The organism is Cohnella lupini (genome assembly GCF_003386205.1).
Lineage (GTDB): Bacteria > Bacillota > Bacilli > Paenibacillales > Paenibacillaceae > Cohnella > Cohnella lupini.
In genome coordinates this window covers 43,341-62,165 of record NZ_QRDY01000024.1, presented here as the reverse complement: position 1 = coordinate 62,165, position 18,825 = coordinate 43,341, and the positions used below count along the sequence as shown (strand labels likewise).

The window sequence follows — 18,825 nt, the reverse complement described above, 5'->3', positions numbered from 1 at the left end:
GAACTGCCGGTCAGATCCGCGCCCGAGAAGTCAGAACCTTGAAGAGCGCTACCCTTGAACTCCCCTTTGTGTGCGGTAACGCCCGCAAAGTCGCTTTTCGCCAAGTTGCTTGCGTTAAAGTTTGTCACTACTTGCCGTTCCAGCGAGCGGGAGGTCATTGTTTGATTCATAACATTCACATCTCCTAATAGTAATTTTTTATCAAGCGCTTTGAACCCGGATCATCTATTCATACCAACCGATGGTATGAATAGGCTTAAAAATAAGCTGCCTTTCGGCAGTTTAGTTTTCTATGCTGACTTCTCTAGCTGATAAACGAAATAGGTCCTCGTATCGTTGAAAAACTTGCTCATCGAACAGGTCAAGCCCCAGGCCTTTCAATATTTCATCGAAAAACTTTACCTTGCGCAACATCATTTCGGGCGAAGCTTGGATAACCGCCGGGTTTAGCCACACATTGGTGAGAATCATCAACGCTTCGCTAAGCTCCCTTGGATAGTCGGTTCGGATCGAGCCGTCTCGCATACCCTGTTCGATGATGGGCTGTATATACACGGGCACGGCTATTTCGAAGATGTTCTCTATCTGTGCGGCCAACAGCTTCGGATTGCGTAAAAGGTTCGGTGCCACCGATGCGATTTCGTTCTGGGCGGGATTGTCGAGAGAGACGCGGGAAATCTTGCGGAGCTTCTCCAGACCGTTCAGTCCATTGTCGTCCCTGACGGAGGACAGCAGCTCGTCAACACCTTCGAACATATGGTCGGTGACGGCCCGCAAGATTTCTTCCTTCGACTTGAAGTGATGGTAGATCGCCCCTTTAGTCAGCCCTCCCAGTTCATTAATAATATCCTGAATGGAGGTCTGCTCGTATCCTTTTTGGATGAAGAGGTTTAGAGCTACGGTTAAGATTTGGTTGATTGTTTCTTCCGGATACTTATTTCTTGCCATTCGCTCCCCCCTCTTTTTCATACATTCGGTTGGTATGTAACAAATATATCCGATTGACTTTTTGATGTCAACCCCCCATAAGATTTTACGCCATAAATTCGCTGTTACTTATGAATCGGTTCTCCGCGCAGTCTGTAACGGCAAGTTTTCTTTCGAAAGGAATGGGTCGTAGAAGGAGGAATCGATGAAAAATTGAACGCTATATCAATCATATTGGAGAGGATCGATTGTGAAGCTATCCGGAAATACCGTTTTGATTACAGGCGGCGCTACAGGAATAGGATTGGCCTTTGCAGAACGATTTATGAAAAACGCCAGTTGATCGTCAATCTAGCTGCCCCTCACAGATGAAGCGGCATCCCATTTCCCGGTGAATGAACAGTTTCCAAATTGTCAGGCGCTTCCCTGTGATGTGCATTTCTCTTTATTATGTACTGTATCATTGGTGTTACAATGATGTGGCACAAAGAGAAGCTGCCATATAGACAGCTTCTCTTTCAAATATTAGGATTTCTTATACAGTGCCTCTAAAGCCGGGGCTACCTTATCTCCCCGTCAATATCTACCTCTAAACCGCTCAATCGCATCCTCGGTCACCGGCTGGAAGAGGTTAAGAAGGTTGCCGTCGGGATCGCGGAACAGCATAGAACGGTTCCCCCACGGCATCATGGTCGGTTCCTTTACCCAATTATCGACAAGCGGCTTCAAGCGCACATATTCGGCCTCGACATCGTCGACACGAAACTCAATAATGACAGTACGATTATTGGCCCCTACTACGGAACTGGCACCGAATAACTGCGCAGTCTGGGAGTGGCCGATTGCAAGGGTACATGACGGCATTACGAGTTCGGCAAATACGGGCGCGGGTCGCTCCGCCGAAACCCCCAAAACCTTCTCATAGAACCCGACGAGACGATCGACGTCGTCCGTAATGATGCGAACAGAAGCGAAATTCACAAGATATCATCCTTCCTACATACTTTTCTCGATCTGTTTCCTTTACGTTTACACGTTCAATAATAAAAAAACGCTGCTGACAACGTTATGTCAGTAGCGTTTTAAAATATTTTGGGCTTCCTCACGAATCCGATTTCGGAACGATTCGGGTTCCATCACGATTACGCCCGCTCCCCAACCAAGCACCCATTGCAGCAATTCATCCAGCTGACGAACGCGCAATACCACATCCAGTCCATCTTGATGCTCTTTCATATCCTCTATGTAATGAAAGTTCGATTCCTTTACCTTATCCGCGATGTCATGGTTAAATCGAAGGCAGACTCGCAAGTGACGATCGTCTAAGGGGATATACTGCCTTAGGTCAAAATGACCCGGAAGTTCGAATCGTTCGTCCAATTCGATAAGCTCGGTCATTCGGGACAACCGGAAATGGCGGATGTCTTGTCTCAGGTCACACCGAGCCACAAGCATCCAAGCCCCCTCAACGAGTACGAGGCCATAAGGAGCAGCGGTACGTTCGTTATGGCGGCTCCCCGAAGAATCCGAAATTCCTTTCGAATAATAAAATCTAATCTTACGCCCATTTAATAGAGCTCGGCGGATCTTATCGAGATTTTCCTTTTCGTTTGACGGAGCTGCCTGTTTACGAGGAGCGAGCAATCGCAGCGACTTGCGTATACGGGAGGTTTCACTGCGAACACTGTCTGATAGAATGGCCTCGATTTTCCTCCTGGCGGCATTAGCTCTATCACGATAATCATCATCGAACCGTTGCTCGATAAAGTCTACTCCTATAAGCAAGGACACGGCTTCCTCTATGGTAAAACTAATCGGAGGCAGAAAATATCCCTCCATTAAGGAATAGCCCCTGCCTGTAGTGCCTGTAATCGGCACACCTGCTTCGCTTAGCGCCTGGATGTCGCGATAGATAGTCCTCACACTGGTTTCAAATCGTGCCGCCAAATCCTCGGCACGTACCACCCGCCTGCCTTGCAGCTCTAGCACGATGGCCAACAAACGATCTGTTTTGTTCATTGACTGCCCCTTTGAAACGTAATACTGTACGACAGAAACTTGCCGTTATTTGTGGTACGGTTACCGCGCTTCTTACTTCTTTTACAATCTGCTATCAATTAGACTTCGCAAACGTGCAGCCGTATCCGCTGAAGCTGTATAAATCAGATCTTCAGGTCCGGATTGGTCGGCGGCTGCAAGGTCACATGTTCGAACTCCATCTCTTCGATACGAGGATCATAGCTCCGTTTATGGTGATCCGTTGCGCCCGGCTGCATGATTCCATAGCAACAAATCCCAATATCGTCCGATGATGAACGCCGGGTGCGGATCCAAAGCCCTTATCGGTCCGTTCCAAACCCGCAGTTAATTGCTGGCTCTGGTGAGCAATGTCATTTGGCACCAATAGTGTCCCAGACTTCATTTAGTTCATACTTAAGAGGCCATTTAGCGGGGTTGGAGCTATCAGCAATTACACCCTTTATAATGTTAAGGTAATAATTAGTTTTGGCTTCCAAATAATCAACTGTACTTTTCGCTTCTTGCAATTGAAGGAGGGCGAGTTCTCTTTGTCTTAAAATGATCTCGTAACGTTCCTGAATTGTAGAATCTCCTTTTATGCTAAGTTCTGCATAGGTTTTAATATCTTCGATAGACATCCCACATTGTTTTAATATCTTTACACCGATAAGCCAATTGACGGATTCCTCATTGAATAGGCGGTTGTTATTTTGATCTCGCAGTATGCTTGGTATTAATCCCTTATCCGTATAATAACGAACCGCATGCTCGCTTAAGTCAAGCATTTTTGCCACTTCTTTTACCGTGTACATGAAATTCCTCCTCATAAAAAATAAATAGATCCCTCTTGCCTTCGTGTAACACGAAGGATGTAATATGTTAATTGTAGCAGTCGAAAGACCTAGAATCAAAAAAAATGGAGGAATTGAAATGGAATTCGTAACCTTAAACAATGGGGTAAAAATGCCTATCTTAGGCTTTGGGGTGTACCAGATTCAGGATCCCGAGGAATGTGAAAGATGCGTGCTTGATGCTATTAACGTGGGATACCGTTCCATTGATACCGCACAGGTCTACCAAAATGAAGAAGCAGTAGGCCGTGCGATCAAAAAAAGCGGAGTGCCAAGAGAAGAGTTCTTCATCACCACTAAAGTTTGGATCTCCAATGCAGGTTATGACAAAGCAAAAACATCCATTCAGAAATCCATGGACAAACTCCAGCTTGATTATCTAGACTTGGTCCTGATCCATCAACCATTTAATGATTACTATGGAACGTACCGTGCGATGGAGGAACTCTATAAAGAGGGTAAAATCAGCGCGATCGGGATTAGCAACTTCTATCCGGACAGATATGTCGATCTGGTGGAGTTCAGCGAAGTGGTGCCGGCTGTGAATCAGGTGGAAACTCATGTCTTTAATCAGCAAGTAGCAGCACATGAACTTATGAAAAAATACAATACGCAGATTGAATCCTGGGGTCCTTTTGCGGAAGGAAAAAACAATTTATTCACTAATTCAACCTTACAAGAAATCGGCGATAAATATAACAAATCTACAGCCCAGGTTGCTTTGCGCTTCTTGATTCAGAGAGAAGTAGTGGTTATTCCCAAAACAGTAAATAAAAATAGAATGGAAGAAAACTATAATGTATTTGACTTTACTCTGACAGCGGAGGAGATAGAGAAAATAGCCGCACTCGATACGTGCGAAAGTTTATTTTTCTCCCACTATGACCCACAAGCCGTAGAGTATATCATTAATCTCGGCAAATAAAGGGCGCCCGATGAAAAACTTGATTTAACCGGGAGAACCAGAAACTCCTTAGCCCCGTTCGGACTAAGGAGTTTCTCTGTTTGCCGCTCCTTTATTCGTCCATTCCTTGTCTAGATGACCAAATGGACCGTTGCGGTATCTTTGTCTAATGTGAAGCTTGCTCGTTGGTCTCCGCACACAAGGTCGTACTCGCCGAGGAAGCCGTCGAACGAGACGAATCCGTTCTCGTCGGTCTTGCCCGTCACATGGGTAGACCAGTCGCCTTTGATCAATCTCTTTAATGATTCATAAGCAGGCTTCGGGCTGTTATCCTTTCTCACCAATCCGGCAGGGGCCCCAAGCCATGCGCCCTCGTCGCTGAAGTTCCAAGTCGTGACGGCCTCTACTAGAGGATGCTTGAACAGAATCGTATACATCTCTTCAATCTCACTCGCTTGGCGTTCTTCGAATTCCGGCGTGGACGGCCAATCAGGAATCTGATAGTCGTTCAAATCTTCAATCTCAGGCGGCATGACGTGCCCGGAAGTCAACGTATTCTCCGTAAAGTGGATCGGAAGGCCGAAGCCCGAGAAGCGCTCCAATACTTCTTCCAATTTCTCGCGCCCCCAGTATCCCTGATGCTGGTGCGATTGAATGCCGATCGCGTCGATGGAGATTCCCGCGTTCAGACATCCATCGATTAAGATCTCATAGTTGATCGACGTATTAAAATCGTTCAACAATAACGTTGCGCCGGGGTTGAACTCGCGCGTTTTCTCGAACATGGCCTTAATGATTCCTACGCGGCCCAAATCCTTAGAGATTCTCGTAATCCCATTGTCGTATTTATCGAAGATCGGCATGATCACCACTTCGTTGATCACGTCCCACGTATCGATCAGCCCGTTGAAATCCGAGACGTCGCGCTGGATTCTCGCGAATTGCGCGTTCAGAATCTCCTCGTTGCTTAGCTCCAGAAGCCACGGAGCCGTCACGGTGTGCCAGCACAATGGATGGCCTTTCACCAAGATATGTCTTTCCTTAAGCCACTTTGCGGCAACCTGTAATTCCAGGGTTCTAGGCTTCCCCTTCTCCGGCTCGAACATCCCCCAGTAGAAGGGCAGGGTCGCGGCGTTGAATACCTCCAGGAACAAGTCCAGCTTTCGCTCCAGGAAGGCAAGTCTATCCGCCGGCACGTTCCGATTCGCTACTTGAATAGCGTCGAAGATGCCGCAGCCGAATTTGAACTTATGGTTTGTCTGCCGGAACGCGACTTCTTTGCCCGCAACGGGATTGCCGCCCCCATCCGTAAGCTTGATGGTCTGGCTCGCCATACGGTGCGCCCATTCATTGGTCTGCATGTTCATTCCTCCCCGCATTCCCCCTCAACAATAGAAAGCGTTTTCAGATGACTGATTCAACCATACTAAACTTTCTCCGTTCGGAAAACCCCATAAACTATAGGTTGTCACTTGATTATTTAATTGAATCCTTCATCACTTCCCTTATACTCATCGGAGGACGGCCGATCAGTTGGGATAGCATACATAGGATCGACCTGCGCGAAATCGCCTCGACGGCTTGCCAGGAACATCCCCATCCCGTCTCCTGCTGTTCAATCTTTTCTCGCCGTAGCGCACGGTTTGTACTTAGCTGTCCCGATATTACAAGTAAAAGAGACTGTCTCTTCGTCGTTCAGGACGACGGGGAGACAGTCTTCGTTTCGATCTAGGTTGCGCGTCGCCATAAGATCCCGCGGAGCTCGATTCGACGATCGAGGCAGGAGGCCCGTCGGAAGGAGCTCCCGGCAATAGTCGCCCTTCCGGTCAAATCTACGCGCGCCTTTGTCGCTTACTTGGAAGCTACAAGCTTCACTAATTCCTTCACCGTATTTTCGATCGCGTCCATCGATTGGAACTCCTTGGACAAGCGCGTTACGTTCCTCTTGTATTGGGGTTCGTTAAGCACTTGTTTTATTGCATGCAAGATTTTCTCTTTCGTCGGACGGTCGGTCTTTAAATTGATCCCTACGCCCGACCATTCGACGCGCGCGGACACCTCGGGCTTATCCTCGGTTTTACCGGCGGTGACGATCGGAACTCCATAATAGATCGCCTGCTGTACGCCGCCGTAACCTCCGTTCGTCACAATCGCGTCCACATGCGGCAACAATTCATGATGAGGAACGAAGCTCTCCAGTCGAACGTTATCCGGCAATGGAATATCCACGTCCGATATAGGCCTTCCTCCCGTCGTAGCCACAACCAGGACGTCTTCTCCGGCTAGGGCTTGTACGGTAGGAATAAGCAATTGACCGAAATCCTGATTTGCGATCGTCCCCTGCGTGACGTGTACCACCTTGCGCCCCTTCATCTCGTCCCACCATGGGGGAGGAACGAATTCGGTTGGCTTAGCGGGCAAGTACGGACCGACGAACCGAACGATGCCCGGCATATCGCTCCGAGGATATTCGAAGGAAGGACTCGTCCCCTGCAGAACCAGATCGGTTGTCAGCGCCGGAGCGGACAGCGCGGAGTAAGGCAGTTTCGGCGCGTTCATATCGGACAGTAATTTGTTCGCATGCTTTTGTACATCCGCGAACATGACCTTTTCAACCAATACGTTTAACAATTTGTTCCGAAGTCGACCGACTGCGCTTGCGTTAGGCTGAAACCCAAGACCGAAAGGCGCCGTATCGCGGCTGCTTAAAGTCAAAGGGAAAACCCCATAAGCCGCTATCTTAGGAGCGTTGCCCGTCAGCTTCAACGGCAGCATCCCGGTGAATGCGGCATCTATGACCACTACATCCGCGGGAAACTCCTTTAATAGCTTGGAGATATCCGCGGCATAGGCGGGCATTTCTCCGAAGAAAATATGCTTTAAATCGAATTTCATTTGGTTTACTCCCTGAAACCGGCTTCTTTCGGGAAACCAATCTTCATACCGACTATCGTCTAAATCTTTAGCCGTCCGCACTTTGGCAAAACGCGCGCCCGTCGCTTCGATTTTTACTTTATATTTAGAAGTGCTGTACCACATGACCTCATGCCCGGCTTCAACCAAGCGCTTCGCGATCGGGAGGCCCGGACTGATATGCCCTTGAATTGGCATTGCCGCGAATAAAAATCTAATCATTTGTTCCACTCCTGTCTGCCATCTAAGAAATCAACTGCTGTACTTTTTCACTGTAACGTTTGTCTCGCCGGTTGTTAGGCTATCATGACTTTATAATTGCTGCAGGCATCTTCATTGCTTTTGTTTGGCGATTCCATTTAACGTAGCCCAGTCTTGATAAGCCGATCGCCATGATTGCAAACAGCAAATAGAGCAAGCCCATTCCGATATCGCCGACCAATCCTCCCACGAAGAGGCCCAAGGCTCCGAACATTTTCCCGACTTGTACGACGAGGCCGTTGAAAGCCATATAGGACCCGCGTTTCGATTCGTCCACTATGCTCGCCAGCATAGTTTGGCGTGTCGGAACGTACAACAGTTCTCCGATCGTCAGTACGATAACGGCAAGGAACAATCCCGCAATTTGATTGGAGAAGGCGAGATAGGCATAACCGAGACCGAAGAGAGTGAATCCGACGTACATGACAGGCTGTTCGGAACGATTGCGAATGAGCTTGGCCGCGAAGGATACGAGCAAAACGATCAGCAGCGTATTTTCGACTGTTAGCAGGCTCATTAACTTTACGCCATCCAATGTAAACGGAGGAAAATCGAACAATCGGACGGTACGCGCGGCGATTTCATGCTCCAATCGGATGGAAATGAAATTGACGCGCTGAAACTCAAGTGCGTAAATTGCAATCCCTCCCAGCGTAAACCAGACAAACGGAATATCGCGAACAACCGTCCGATAGCTGCTCAGCACGGCATGCAATCCGTTAGAAGCGGGTACGGTGACGGGATGATGACGATCATACGTTTCCCTGATAAACAGCAGGGTGATTGTCAGCGTGATTAGGGACATACTAAAAAGAACGAACAGCAGCCCGAACAAATGGTTCTGAAAAAACCATCCGCCAACCATGAGTCCGAGCATGAGCGAGATGTTGCGTGTCCAGTAGTTGATGGAATACATGTAGGTCCGTGTTTCCTTCGTACTCACGTCAATCAGCATTGCATCTGCGGCTGGATTTAACAGTCCCGTTGCGATGCCGATGAGCAAGAGCATGGCGAAAGTGACCCCAGCAGAAGACCACCAGAGGGAATTCGCCAACAACATCCCTAGAAAAGCAAAGGCATTAAGACACTCACCGATGACAAGCAGGGGTTTTCTGCCAATCCGGTCTGCCCAATATCCTCCAACGAAACTAGCAAGCAATTCGACAGTTACTTGGGTCATTACTATACCTCCCGCAACAGTCGTTCCCAACTCCCGGGAAAAATAAATCGCAATAAACGGGAATATCATCGAGCCGCTTAATCGGCTTAGAAACGTGACGCAAAGCCTCAATCGAATGTTCGGATGCAAAGATTTGAACATGTGCAAGCCCCTCCTCTGCATGATTATACGCAAGACAAAAGGGGGTAAAAACGGTATAATTCGCGAATTTTCGACCCCTTTTATGTGGAGGGATGGTCATGAGAGACTTTTCCTATTATGAAATGCGGGCTTTCTTGTACGAACGAGAAGTAGAGAACATGGTGGAATTCAAACTTCTCGAGCTCGAAAGCATCTGGTTTTGCGACCGAAAAAACGTGAAACGAAAACTAAAAAAATATGAACAAGAAGGAAGATTTCGTTACGATCCGGGTATTGGAAGGGGGAATCTTTCGCGTCTTACCTTCGCGCGAACCTTTCAGGATGAAGTGGAGCAAGCTGTGCTAGCATGCGTCAACAACGATCAACTGGAAGACATTATTCGATTTTTACAACTTCCGGTTCCGAAATCATGGATCGCCGAAGTGTCGAAAGAGGTGCAGCAATTATTCGGACTGCATTCTCCCGATCATGAGAAGGATATTTTGCGTACGATTGTTATGAATAAAGTGTCGACGCTTGATCCATTGGCGGCATCCATCACACTCGAACGTTATTGTATTCAACAGCTTGGAGATACATTGGTCGTATATGATCCAATAACAGAGGAAGTCCGTCCCCATTTGGCTTATCGCTGGATATCGGAAAACAACCATTCGTCATGGACCTTTTATCTGCGGAAAGGGGTTCGCTTCCATCATCATCGCACCTTAACCAGCGAAGATGTCGTTTATACCTTTCGGCGGTTCCAAGGTGAAAAAGCGCCAATGCGGTGGCTCGTTCAAGACATTCAGGAAATGGAGTGTCTATCTCCGTATGTCGTGCGCCTTCGCTTGAACCGACCGAATTTATTGTTTCCGAGGTATCTCTGCGCTTGCAACTTATCCATTCTTCCTAAGGACGAACCTTTTGCGGAACACAAATGGATCGGCACCGGCCCGTTTCGGCTGAAAAAGCGATCGGATACCCTGATTGTTCTGGAGGCGTTCGATCAGTATTTCCTGGAACGGCCTTTTCTTGACGAAGTGGAGCTTTATCTGGCTTCCGAAGAAGCTACAGAGGCAATGATCTATCTAAACAAAGATCATGCTCCGCATGACCCTGCTTCCCTGAAGGAGGACGTCTTAAATAAATTTCGGTATCTCGCATTCAATTTCCGGAAATCACCAGTCGTTCGCGAACTTAAGTTTAGGGAAGCGCTTTATCATTTGCTGGATATGGATCAAATGCGGGTCGATCTGGGACGCGAATCTTTGGTGGCGGCTTCGAGTTTCGTCCCCTGGAAATCGAGCCTGCCGATAAAGAGTAGAGACGAAGCGAAACGGCTGCTTGCGCAATCAGGTTACGAGGGCGAGCGACTGACGCTCTATGCGAATAATGTTCCGCAGGAAAGAGAGGAGGCCCGTTGGTTCGCCGAGATGGCCGCAGCCGAGGGAATATCGGTCGATTGCGTTTATTTTCACATGAAGGACTTCTACGACCGGTCGATGGATCATGCTGCCGATTTCATCTTTATGGGGGAAAGCGCATCCGCCGATCCGTACTTATCCATCTTGGACAGCTTCTATAATGACTCTCTCATCTATCGCAGGTTTCTGAGCGAGGAGCATATTCGGACGATCGACAGGATGTTAGAAGGATTTAAGATCGAACCGGATAAAACCGAACGCGAGCGATGGATCAATCGAATTGAAAGCTATGTGCGGAACGAACATCTGATTCTTTTCCGGTACCATCCCGTGTTCAATCGAGCCATTCCGGCGATCATTCAGAATATCCGTTCCGCTGATCACGGATACGATGATTTTAGGAAGTCGTGGATCGAGCACCTGTAAATGAACGGTCGCCCATGGAACGGTGACGAGGGAGTATTACGAATCCATCGGCCTGGTTGAAGCCTGTGCACAGCAAATAGTAAGAGAAGTAACGGAAGATCATGCGTGACGTGAAGGAGAACTCCATATTGGACGTTCTCCAGTAAAATTCGCCCTACTTAAGATAAGGTTCAGCTTATCATCTATAGAGCGAAATTTAAGGGCACCCGTTTGGGTGCCCTTGCCGCTGGCGTCTTATTATTAACAGTCATGTCGAGAACTCGATGATTAGGGTGAAAAGTTATTAATTAGGATATATCTTTCTTGGACTCCAATGCTTTGATGACAGACTCACCCTCAATGTCTACGTTTGGCAGGATACGCTTCAGCCATCGCGGCAAATACCAAGACGACCGGCCTAACAAGGTCATGATTGCAGGTACAAGCGTCATTCGAACAACGAAAGCGTCAATGAGGACACCTAACGTCAGCGATAGTCCTATTGCTTTGATTTTTGGATCCGGCGCTAAAATAAAGCCACCAAAAACAAAGATCATGATGAGTCCCGCCGCGGTCACAACCCGTCCGCTATGGCCGAGTCCGGACACGACGGATGGCCGCGCTTGTCCGGTATTCGTATATTCTTCCCGCATACGCGAGACGAGGAAAACCTCGTAATCCATCGCAAGTCCGAACAGAACGCCGGTAAGTAGCACAGGCAAGAAGTTTACGACTGGGCCTTCGGCTGCAACGCCGAACAAGTTGGCAAAGTGACCGTACTGGAACACCGATACAACAACACCCAGTGACGCGAGCAGCGACAGCAAGAAGCCGAGAACCGCTTTAACAGGCACGAGCACCGAGCGGAATACGAGCAGTAGCAAGATGAACGCAAGTGCGATGATGATCGATCCGAAGAGCGGGAACGCTGTACTTATGCGGTCGGACATGTCGATATTAATAGCGGTGACGCCCGTAACCATCAATTGAATCTGAGCTTGGGATACAAGCTGTTTGCCATGTTCTCGTATCGATTGCACCAAGTCGTGCGTGAGATCGTCGTTGGGCCCTGTCTTCGGCGTCACGCTGACGATAGCCAAATTGCCGGCTTCGTTAAGCATAGGCGGTGAAGCGGCAGCGACGTTCTCCATGGTCCCCAGGTCGCCTGCAATCTTAGTAGCGGCCTCTTCTATCTGATCTCCGTTCGTGGATCGAATGGCAATGGCCAGAGGACCGTTGAATCCGGGACCGAAGCCCTCAGACAACAGATCATAGCCGCGTCTTGCGGAAGTGTCGGCCTGGCTCATGCCGTCGTCCGGCAAGCCGAGTTTCATGTTAAGGGCAGGCAGGGCAAGCGTACCCAGCCCGATCATGACAACCAATACGATTGGAATCGGGAATTTTGCTGCGAATTTTCCCCACCGATAGGCAAATGGCTTGCTCTTCCGGGCATGTGGCTTGCGGTTGTTGCGGCGTGTTGAACGGATACGATTGCCAGCGAGCGACAATATTGCCGGCGTTAACGTGATGGCAATCATCACTGAGATGAACACGGTGAACGATGCAGCCAAGCCCATGACACTAAAGAACGGGATGTTAACGACTACGAAGGAAGAAAGTGCGATTATAACAGTTAAGCCTGCAAAAATAACGGCGCTTCCTGCTGTCGCTGTCGCAAGCGCGATGGATTCCTTGATTTCCATTCCACTATCCAACTGCTGACGGTGACGAGAAATAATAAAGAGCGAGTAGTCGATGCCCACGGCCAAACCTAGCATCAGAGCCAATATGGTACCCTCAGAATTTATGTCAAAAAAATTTGCGCCAAAATTAACGCCCATGACACCGATGGCAACGCCGACAAGTGCCGATATAATTGGCAACCCCGCCACGCGGAAAGAGCGGAACGTGATGACAAGTACAATGAAGGCGATGATAATCCCAATGACTTCAGAAGCGCCGGCGCCGGACTGTTCGATTACCTCAACAGATCCTCCTACCTCGGTTTGGATACCCGCATCGCGAGTAAGCGCTAAACTTTGAAGAATATGGGTCTTAGATGCTTCAGACACTTCCTCCGCGGTCGCTTGGTAGGTGATATCGGCGTACCCGATCCGCTCATCTGCGCTTATGGCCCCGGATTCGTATGGACTCACGATGCTGATAATCGCATTATCCTTAGCTACTGCGTCCAGCATCTTGTTAACAGCTTGCTGCGTTGTCTCGTCTGTTAATGGCTTGCCCTCAGGCATGGCGAAAATGAGTCTTACATCGCCGCCGTTCGCCTGTGGGAATTCCTTATCTAATAAATCAAGTGCTTTCTGGGAGTCTGTTCCCGGAATGGAGAGGGAGTCGCTGACCGGACCTGCAAATAACGTACCTAAACAGATGGCCTTAATAAGAATAACGGTCCATAATCCAATAATGAAACGAGAGCGTCTAGCGGACCAGAGGCCCAGCTGATACAAATACTTTGCCATAATAACATCCTGCTTCCTGTACTATTCTCGATTTATTTTGCTTTCTTATCCAGCGAATGTCTTACGATTAAAGTGGCTCCATATAGAATTAATCCAGCAGCCACAAGCATGCTTCCATTCTTTGGTTCTAATATCCATTCTCGAAGGTGAGGGAATAGGGTCACTATGGCAACAAGCAAGCCAGCCGCTACAATTCCAATACCCATCCACAAGGAAGAAGCAGCTCGGTCACTTTCCATCTCTTCGTACATAGCGTTTGGATTCGTCCATACCGGACTTTCCTGCAGATCAGAATTCTTATTCACCCATGAAGCTTTCTGCAGGGCGTCGAATAATTGATAGAACCATATCGTAGCGAGGGCAAATGGGAAAACCATCGGGAAAGTAGGAATCAAGCTGATACAGGCAAAAGAAGCAATCATGTACTTCAATCCCCATTGATTAAAGCCTAAATAATAATGACCTAGCCCCGGAGTGAGTGCTAAAAGAAAGGTGATGCTCATTCTCCATTTTTTGCGATCCATATTGGACACTCCTTTTCTTATTAGTTGTCTGATAAGTTGTGATAGATATCGGATATTGAATTTGCGATATGCTCATTATAATTACCGATATTCGATACGGCCGTATCGAACCATTCTGCTCCATTACAGATGAACAAGATCAGTGCGCAGGAGGAGGCCAACGCCATTTTTAACAGCGGATTAAAGCGATTATTTCGCCGGTAAGGATTAGGTCTATCGCTAAGGGTTGCCATAACAGCGACCGTCAAATCTTCTTCAAGTGCCGGAAGAGTAGGATCATTCCATATGCGCTCCAGCTCAAGTACATCCTGATACCATTCCCTACATTCTTCACATTCCTCTAGGTGTAATTCGATATCCTTCATTCTGATCGAATGGAGTGAATTCGCAATGTACGATAGAATGTTCGCCTGTACCGCATTACATTTCATCGGAATCTCTCCTTTTTCTTGCGAAGGATTTGTTTAGCTCTGTACAACTGCGATTCAATTGTTTTTTCTGCAGATCCCGTCCGTTCGGCGATTTCCCTATAGGACAGTCCGCGGAAAAAATACAAGTAGACGACAGATTTATAAGGTTCCTTCAGCTCTTTGACGAGCTGCATCAGTTCCGACTTCATCTCCTTGTCCAAAAGGAGCTTCTCGGGAGTTTCTTCGGTTACTGAATCTAATGCTTGATCGGAGGCGGCCGTGCGTTTATTCCATTCGCGCTGCTTCGCCTTCTTCCAATCCAAACAAGTCCGAACTGCGATACTATATAACCATGTTCCGAATGCCGCTTCCTCCCGATAGGAGGACAAGGAATAGAACGCTTTGGTTAGTACAACATGAGCCAATTCCTTGGCGGATTCTTCTTCTCTGGTTATTTTGAGACATACATGATAAACCTTGCTCTGGTATTCTTTCACGAGATAAGCGTAGGATTCGTGCCTGCCAGAAAGCACATCCTTAATCCATTTGTCTTCCTTCAGGACACTCCCCCCTTGCAAACTCCATATAGTTAGACGACGCCCATGAAGTTTACCCTGCAATTTTTTATTATCTAGTGTGAGAAAACAAAGAATATCACCATTATTCCAGCCACGAAGGTGAATGATGGCGATATTTGACACCTATCTACTTTCGAGCGTTCACTAAATCCGTAGTTTATATGCACCTTGCATAATAAACAGGGAAGAGCCCTGTTTGTTGGGTTCCCTGTTTATTCAAAAATTTCGTCTCACTTATGGTAGGGTTCCCCTTAACGGGTCTATCGGCGAAAAAAAATGGCGGCCCTGTGGCCGCCAGCTTATACATATCCATGGATCAATGTGACGACAAGAACTCAATCGATTTCCTGCACCGTCTCTTCCCGCAGCCTTTTGATATCACTGATCGGCGGGAGACCAAACAGCCTAGCGTATTCGCGGCTGAATTGTGTGGCGCTCTCGTAGCCGACACGATAGGCTGCGTCAGCTGCATCGAGGGATTCGGCTAATAGCAGACGGCGCGCCTCCTGAAGGCGAATCCGTTTCAGGTACTGCAGCGGGCTCAGGGCAGTCACTTCCTTGAAGTGACGATGGAGCGACGAGGGACCCATATGGGCCATTCTTGCGAGTTCGTCGATATGAAGCGGTTGGGCATAATCAAGCTTGATGCGGGCGATGACTCTGGCGATCCGGCTAGTACCGCTGCCAGCTAGGGCAAGCTGCTTAAAGGCTCCACCTTGGCTTCCCTTCATTATCCGGTAATAGATCTCGCGGACGACCAGTGGCGCCAGATGAGGAATGTCGCCAGGCGTATCCAGCAGCCGAACGAGCCGAACTGCTGCGTCCAGAAGCTCGGGACTCGTCCAGTCGACGAAGGCGCCCCGTTTCGCCTCTCTGCCATCCTCCGCATCCGCGCCTTGCATCATTTCCAGTACCTGAGCGGGATTCAGTCCAAGCCGCATACATAAATAAGGCGCTTCAGGAGAAGCTTGAATAAGCCGCGACGTGACCGGCAGATCGACCGACACAACAAAATGCGAGGAGGGACCATAGGTAAAGCTATCTTCTCCCAGCATAACAATCTTCGAGCCACGAGCTACGATGACGATTGCTGGCTCATAAACTGTATTGACCGGCAGTGTGGTTTTTGAGCTGCGAATCAGATGCAGCGATGGCACGGATGTTCCGAACATCCCGTCTCTGCCCGTATGACGCTCGATTAACCTGCCCAACTCAGCAAGCTGGTCAACTGACTTATGTCCACCATCGAACGAATGCCCGTCCTGATCGGCGCCTGACAGCGCCGACGTGAACTGCGGGTGCGGCATTTTTTCCCTCCATTCTTTATCCCCTTTGGTAAGTTCATTATAGCACCGATCGGGGGCAGCGACGGTTCGCTTGAGAGGATTAGGCAATAACTTGATACAACCCGGCTACCCGGTTGGGCGCCAATCGTCGCATAATAAAGGCGTAGATCAAATTACGGGAATAGAGAGGCGAAACCAATTATGAAAAGAAGAACGTTAGGTAAGAGTGGCCTTGAAGTGTCTGCGCTCGGGCTTGGCTGCATGGGCATGTCCGACTTTTACAGCGGTAGGGACGACGAGGAATCCCTGCGCACGATCGATCGTGCATTGGAACTGGGCATAAATCTACTGGATACAGCGGATATGTATGGCGTCGGCAAAAATGAAGAGCTGGTTGGCAAAGCAGTCAAGGGACGCCGCGATAAGGTAGTATTGGCGACCAAATTCGGCAACATGCGCAGCGAGGACGGCAAGTACCTAGGTATTAACGGTCGCCCGGAATACGTCAAGGCCGCTTGCGAAGCGAGCCTGCGTCGTCTCGGCGTCGACTATATCGATCTCTACTATCTGCACAGAGTCGATCCGAACACGCCGATCGAAGAGACGGTCGGAGCGATGGCCGAGTTGGTACGCGAAGGGAAGGTACGTTACCTTGGCCTGTCCGAGGCCGCTCCAGCTACCATTCGCCGTGCGGCAGCCGTACATCCGATTGCCGCGCTTCAGACGGAGTATTCGCTATGGAGCCGCGACGTCGAGGACGGCATCTTGGCTGCATGTCGGGAGCTCGGCATCGGCTTCGTGCCGTACAGCCCGCTCGGCCGCGGATTTCTGACAGGACAGATTCGCAAATTCGAGGATCTGGCGGAGGATGATTACCGCCGATTCTCCCCACGCTTCCAAGGAGAAAACTTCCAGCGCAATCTGGATCTCGTCGAGCGGGTCTCCGAGCTGGCCGCCGATAAGGGCTGCGAGCCGTCACAGCTGGCGCTTGCATGGTTGTTGGCGCAGGGACAAGATATTGTGCCAATCCCTGGTACAAAGAGGATCAAGTACCTGGAGGAGAACGTAGGCTCGCTTGCAGTCGAGTTGACAGCAGCAGACTTGGCGCGCATCGACCAAGTGGCTCCCCGAGGAACAGCCTCTGGCTTGCGTTATCCCGAAGCCGCGATGAACAGCCTCAACCTTTAAGGATGGAACTCACCGTATAACCTGATACGTTAAAGGCTGCCGACCTAACGACAATGGATGTATTCAAGCAACGCATTGACTTTTATAAACGACTTGGAATTCATTGCATGCAACGTTTGAAGCAAGGCGGATTTGCCAGTCACAGATGTACAATGAGCCGGGCAAGACGGTCATGCTAAATGCCTGGTGAACTCGGCGTTATTGATCCCCACTACGATTTGCACTCGGCTCGGAAGTCTTACCTATTACGCGTGGCATCTATGCTGAACGTCTAGCAACCTGGGAAGCCTGGGAGACTGTCTCGAATGAAGCGCAAGGCAACCCTATGCAATAAACCGTTGCGACTGGACTGGAGCGGACGTCAACATCACTTAGCAGAATATATAGCAGATAACCAACCGGCTTTCTATTTTAGCAAGGACCTCTCCGACTTTTTCGAAGAGGTCCCTTGTTATAACCACAAATTTTGCTCTACTTATGATACGGTTCACCCCGGTTAATCCTAAAAGCTCTATAAACCTGCTCCACCAAAATGAGCCGCATAAGCTGATGAGGATACGTCAGTCTGCCGAAGGACAGCTTCTTATCGGCCCGCTTCAATACGGCTTCGGACAAGCCGAGCGAGCCGCCGATGACGAAGGCGACGTGGCTTTTGCCGTAGGTGCCGAGTTTGTCGATATGCGAAGCCAAGTCCTCCGAGGACCATAACTCGCCGCCGATAGCTAGGGCGACGACATGCGCTTCTTCTTTAATAGAAGCAAGGATACGTTCGCCTTCCCGGCCGACGACTTGGCGTTCTTCGGCGGCGCTTAGAACCTCCGGGGCTTTCTCGTCGGATACTTCGGTTAACGTGATCTTCGCGTAAGGCCCCATCCTTTTGACGTATTCCGCAATACCCTTCACTAAGTAATCTTCCTTTAACTTGCCGACGCTGACGATCTGTATGTGCATGAGAATGAATTCCTCCCGAACCGGATATGTGCATTTCACTCAGGTTAGCGCAATCGGCTGCGCATTGCAAAAAAACGAAAAGCCCTCTCCCGCATTCGGAAAAGGGCTACCCACCGACCGTGACCAACATCTCACCGCATCTCGATCCAAGATCTACAAGCTTACCGGACCGATAATATTTTGCACCCGACCGACTTGCCCATCCTGCAATCTAACCTTGATTCCGTGCGGATGCTGCGGCGAATTCGTGAGCAGATCCTTCACGATTCCTCGGGTCGTCTTACCCGTGCGCTGATCCTGCTTCAATACGATATCGACCTCAAGACCGGGCTTGACGTCGCTGCGGATTTTACCGTTACCTGCCATTCTACCTTCAACTCCTACTTCCGTCTCGCTTATCT

18 protein-coding genes and 2 pseudogenes are annotated in these 18,825 nt (G+C 49.1%); 4 read left to right on the top strand and 16 right to left on the bottom strand.

Annotation, left to right across the window (positions count from 1 at the left end; genetic code table 11):
• Together DFP95_RS24890 and DFP95_RS24885 are read right to left on the bottom strand one after the other, a co-directional pair.
• Positions 1–155 (bottom strand): annotated as a pseudogene (locus DFP95_RS24890) (pentapeptide repeat-containing protein); the annotation flags it as partial.
• 127 nt (positions 156–282) lie between these two features.
• Positions 283–948: a TetR/AcrR family transcriptional regulator gene (locus DFP95_RS24885; RefSeq protein WP_115995400.1), complete on the bottom strand. Its 666-nt coding sequence runs from the start codon at positions 946–948 to the stop codon at positions 283–285.
• 229 nt (positions 949–1,177) lie between these two features.
• Here DFP95_RS24885 and DFP95_RS24880 point away from each other — a divergent pair.
• Positions 1,178–1,258: pseudogene (locus tag DFP95_RS24880) on the top strand (short-chain dehydrogenase); the annotation flags it as partial.
• A gap of 245 nt (positions 1,259–1,503) precedes the next feature.
• Here the strand turns inward: DFP95_RS24880 and DFP95_RS24875 are convergent.
• The 4 genes from DFP95_RS24875 to DFP95_RS24860 form a co-directional block, all read right to left on the bottom strand.
• Positions 1,504–1,908, bottom strand: a complete 405-nt coding sequence (locus DFP95_RS24875) for a VOC family protein (RefSeq protein ID WP_115995399.1) — start codon at positions 1,906–1,908, stop codon at positions 1,504–1,506.
• A gap of 90 nt (positions 1,909–1,998) precedes the next feature.
• Complete coding sequence (locus DFP95_RS24870; RefSeq protein WP_115995398.1) at positions 1,999–2,946, bottom strand: helix-turn-helix transcriptional regulator; 948 nt, start codon at positions 2,944–2,946, stop codon at positions 1,999–2,001.
• 228 nt (positions 2,947–3,174) lie between these two features.
• Positions 3,175–3,261: a hypothetical protein gene (locus DFP95_RS29540; RefSeq protein ID WP_245987947.1), complete on the bottom strand. Its 87-nt coding sequence runs from the start codon at positions 3,259–3,261 to the stop codon at positions 3,175–3,177.
• 56 nt (positions 3,262–3,317) lie between these two features.
• A complete protein-coding gene (locus DFP95_RS24860) occupies positions 3,318–3,758 on the bottom strand; it encodes a MerR family transcriptional regulator (protein WP_115995397.1) in 441 nt (146 codons plus the stop codon).
• Between the two features lie 118 nt (positions 3,759–3,876).
• On the opposite strand from DFP95_RS24860, the gene DFP95_RS24855 reads away from it, so the two are divergent.
• Positions 3,877–4,722 (top strand): aldo/keto reductase, encoded by an 846-nt coding sequence (locus DFP95_RS24855; RefSeq protein ID WP_115995396.1) that lies wholly within the window; start codon positions 3,877–3,879, stop codon positions 4,720–4,722.
• 110 nt (positions 4,723–4,832) lie between these two features.
• Here the strand turns inward: DFP95_RS24855 and DFP95_RS24850 are convergent, their stop codons facing one another.
• The 3 genes from DFP95_RS24850 to DFP95_RS24840 form a co-directional block, all read right to left on the bottom strand.
• Positions 4,833–6,062: an endo-1,4-beta-xylanase gene (locus DFP95_RS24850; RefSeq protein ID WP_220376463.1), complete on the bottom strand. Its 1,230-nt coding sequence runs from the start codon at positions 6,060–6,062 to the stop codon at positions 4,833–4,835.
• A 490-nt stretch (positions 6,063–6,552) separates the two neighbouring features.
• A complete protein-coding gene (locus DFP95_RS24845; protein WP_115995394.1) occupies positions 6,553–7,836 on the bottom strand; it encodes a nucleotide disphospho-sugar-binding domain-containing protein in 1,284 nt (427 codons plus the stop codon).
• Between the two features lie 82 nt (positions 7,837–7,918).
• Complete coding sequence (locus tag DFP95_RS24840) at positions 7,919–9,196, bottom strand: MDR family MFS transporter (RefSeq protein WP_115995393.1); 1,278 nt, start codon at positions 9,194–9,196, stop codon at positions 7,919–7,921.
• 98 nt (positions 9,197–9,294) lie between these two features.
• On the opposite strand from DFP95_RS24840, the gene DFP95_RS24835 reads away from it, so the two are divergent.
• Positions 9,295–11,028, top strand: a complete 1,734-nt coding sequence (locus DFP95_RS24835) for an ABC transporter substrate-binding protein (RefSeq protein WP_181907597.1) — start codon at positions 9,295–9,297, stop codon at positions 11,026–11,028.
• 287 nt (positions 11,029–11,315) lie between these two features.
• Here the strand turns inward: DFP95_RS24835 and DFP95_RS24830 are convergent, their stop codons facing one another.
• The 5 genes from DFP95_RS24830 to DFP95_RS24810 form a co-directional block, all read right to left on the bottom strand.
• Entirely contained in the window at positions 11,316–13,487 is a 2,172-nt protein-coding gene (locus tag DFP95_RS24830; RefSeq protein ID WP_115995391.1) for an MMPL family transporter, read from the bottom strand.
• 32 nt (positions 13,488–13,519) lie between these two features.
• Positions 13,520–14,011, bottom strand: a complete 492-nt coding sequence (locus DFP95_RS24825) for a hypothetical protein (RefSeq protein ID WP_115995390.1) — start codon at positions 14,009–14,011, stop codon at positions 13,520–13,522.
• Between the two features lie 20 nt (positions 14,012–14,031).
• Positions 14,032–14,442, bottom strand: a complete 411-nt coding sequence (locus DFP95_RS24820) for a zf-HC2 domain-containing protein (RefSeq protein WP_115995389.1) — start codon at positions 14,440–14,442, stop codon at positions 14,032–14,034.
• The gene (locus tag DFP95_RS24815) at positions 14,439–14,999 is read right to left on the bottom strand and encodes an RNA polymerase sigma factor (RefSeq protein WP_181907596.1); all 561 of its coding nucleotides are present in this window, start codon (positions 14,997–14,999) and stop codon (positions 14,439–14,441) included. The genes DFP95_RS24820 and DFP95_RS24815 overlap by 4 nt, the downstream gene beginning before the upstream one ends.
• A 335-nt stretch (positions 15,000–15,334) precedes the next feature.
• Positions 15,335–16,306: an AraC family transcriptional regulator gene (locus DFP95_RS24810; RefSeq protein ID WP_115995387.1), complete on the bottom strand. Its 972-nt coding sequence runs from the start codon at positions 16,304–16,306 to the stop codon at positions 15,335–15,337.
• A 180-nt stretch (positions 16,307–16,486) separates the two neighbouring features.
• On the opposite strand from DFP95_RS24810, the gene DFP95_RS24805 reads away from it, so the two are divergent.
• Positions 16,487–17,473 carry an aldo/keto reductase gene (locus tag DFP95_RS24805; protein ID WP_115995386.1) on the top strand — a complete coding sequence of 329 codons (987 nt, stop codon included), beginning with the start codon at positions 16,487–16,489 and terminating at the stop codon, positions 17,471–17,473.
• A gap of 471 nt (positions 17,474–17,944) precedes the next feature.
• Here DFP95_RS24805 and rlmH read toward each other — a convergent pair whose 3' ends face one another.
• The gene (rlmH, locus tag DFP95_RS24795) at positions 17,945–18,424 is read right to left on the bottom strand and encodes a 23S rRNA (pseudouridine(1915)-N(3))-methyltransferase RlmH (protein ID WP_115995385.1); all 480 of its coding nucleotides are present in this window, start codon (positions 18,422–18,424) and stop codon (positions 17,945–17,947) included.
• Between the two features lie 153 nt (positions 18,425–18,577).
• On the bottom strand, positions 18,578–18,790 hold the full coding sequence (locus DFP95_RS24790) for a YwbE family protein (protein WP_115995384.1): 213 nt from the start codon (positions 18,788–18,790) through the stop codon (positions 18,578–18,580).
• Positions 18,791–18,825: the final 35 nt, after the last annotated feature.

Coding starts and splice junctions, on each gene's coding strand:
- DFP95_RS24845 (WP_115995394.1), bottom strand. CDS start 7,836: ATGATTAGATTTTTATTCGCGGCAATGCCAATTCAAGGGCATATCAGT.
- DFP95_RS24830 (WP_115995391.1), bottom strand. CDS start 13,487: ATGGCAAAGTATTTGTATCAGCTGGGCCTCTGGTCCGCTAGACGCTCT.
- DFP95_RS24855 (WP_115995396.1), top strand. CDS start 3,877: ATGGAATTCGTAACCTTAAACAATGGGGTAAAAATGCCTATCTTAGGC.
- DFP95_RS24835 (WP_181907597.1), top strand. CDS start 9,295: ATGAGAGACTTTTCCTATTATGAAATGCGGGCTTTCTTGTACGAACGA.
- DFP95_RS24825 (WP_115995390.1), bottom strand. CDS start 14,011: ATGGATCGCAAAAAATGGAGAATGAGCATCACCTTTCTTTTAGCACTC.
- DFP95_RS24810 (WP_115995387.1), bottom strand. CDS start 16,306: ATGCCGCACCCGCAGTTCACGTCGGCGCTGTCAGGCGCCGATCAGGAC.
- DFP95_RS24805 (WP_115995386.1), top strand. CDS start 16,487: ATGAAAAGAAGAACGTTAGGTAAGAGTGGCCTTGAAGTGTCTGCGCTC.
- DFP95_RS24850 (WP_220376463.1), bottom strand. CDS start 6,062: ATGCAGACCAATGAATGGGCGCACCGTATGGCGAGCCAGACCATCAAG.
- DFP95_RS24885 (WP_115995400.1), bottom strand. CDS start 948: ATGGCAAGAAATAAGTATCCGGAAGAAACAATCAACCAAATCTTAACC.
- DFP95_RS24860 (WP_115995397.1), bottom strand. CDS start 3,758: ATGTACACGGTAAAAGAAGTGGCAAAAATGCTTGACTTAAGCGAGCAT.
- DFP95_RS24790 (WP_115995384.1), bottom strand. CDS start 18,790: ATGGCAGGTAACGGTAAAATCCGCAGCGACGTCAAGCCCGGTCTTGAG.
- rlmH (WP_115995385.1), bottom strand. CDS start 18,424: ATGCACATACAGATCGTCAGCGTCGGCAAGTTAAAGGAAGATTACTTA.
- DFP95_RS24870 (WP_115995398.1), bottom strand. CDS start 2,946: ATGAACAAAACAGATCGTTTGTTGGCCATCGTGCTAGAGCTGCAAGGC.
- DFP95_RS24840 (WP_115995393.1), bottom strand. CDS start 9,196: ATGTTCAAATCTTTGCATCCGAACATTCGATTGAGGCTTTGCGTCACG.
- DFP95_RS24820 (WP_115995389.1), bottom strand. CDS start 14,442: ATGAAATGTAATGCGGTACAGGCGAACATTCTATCGTACATTGCGAAT.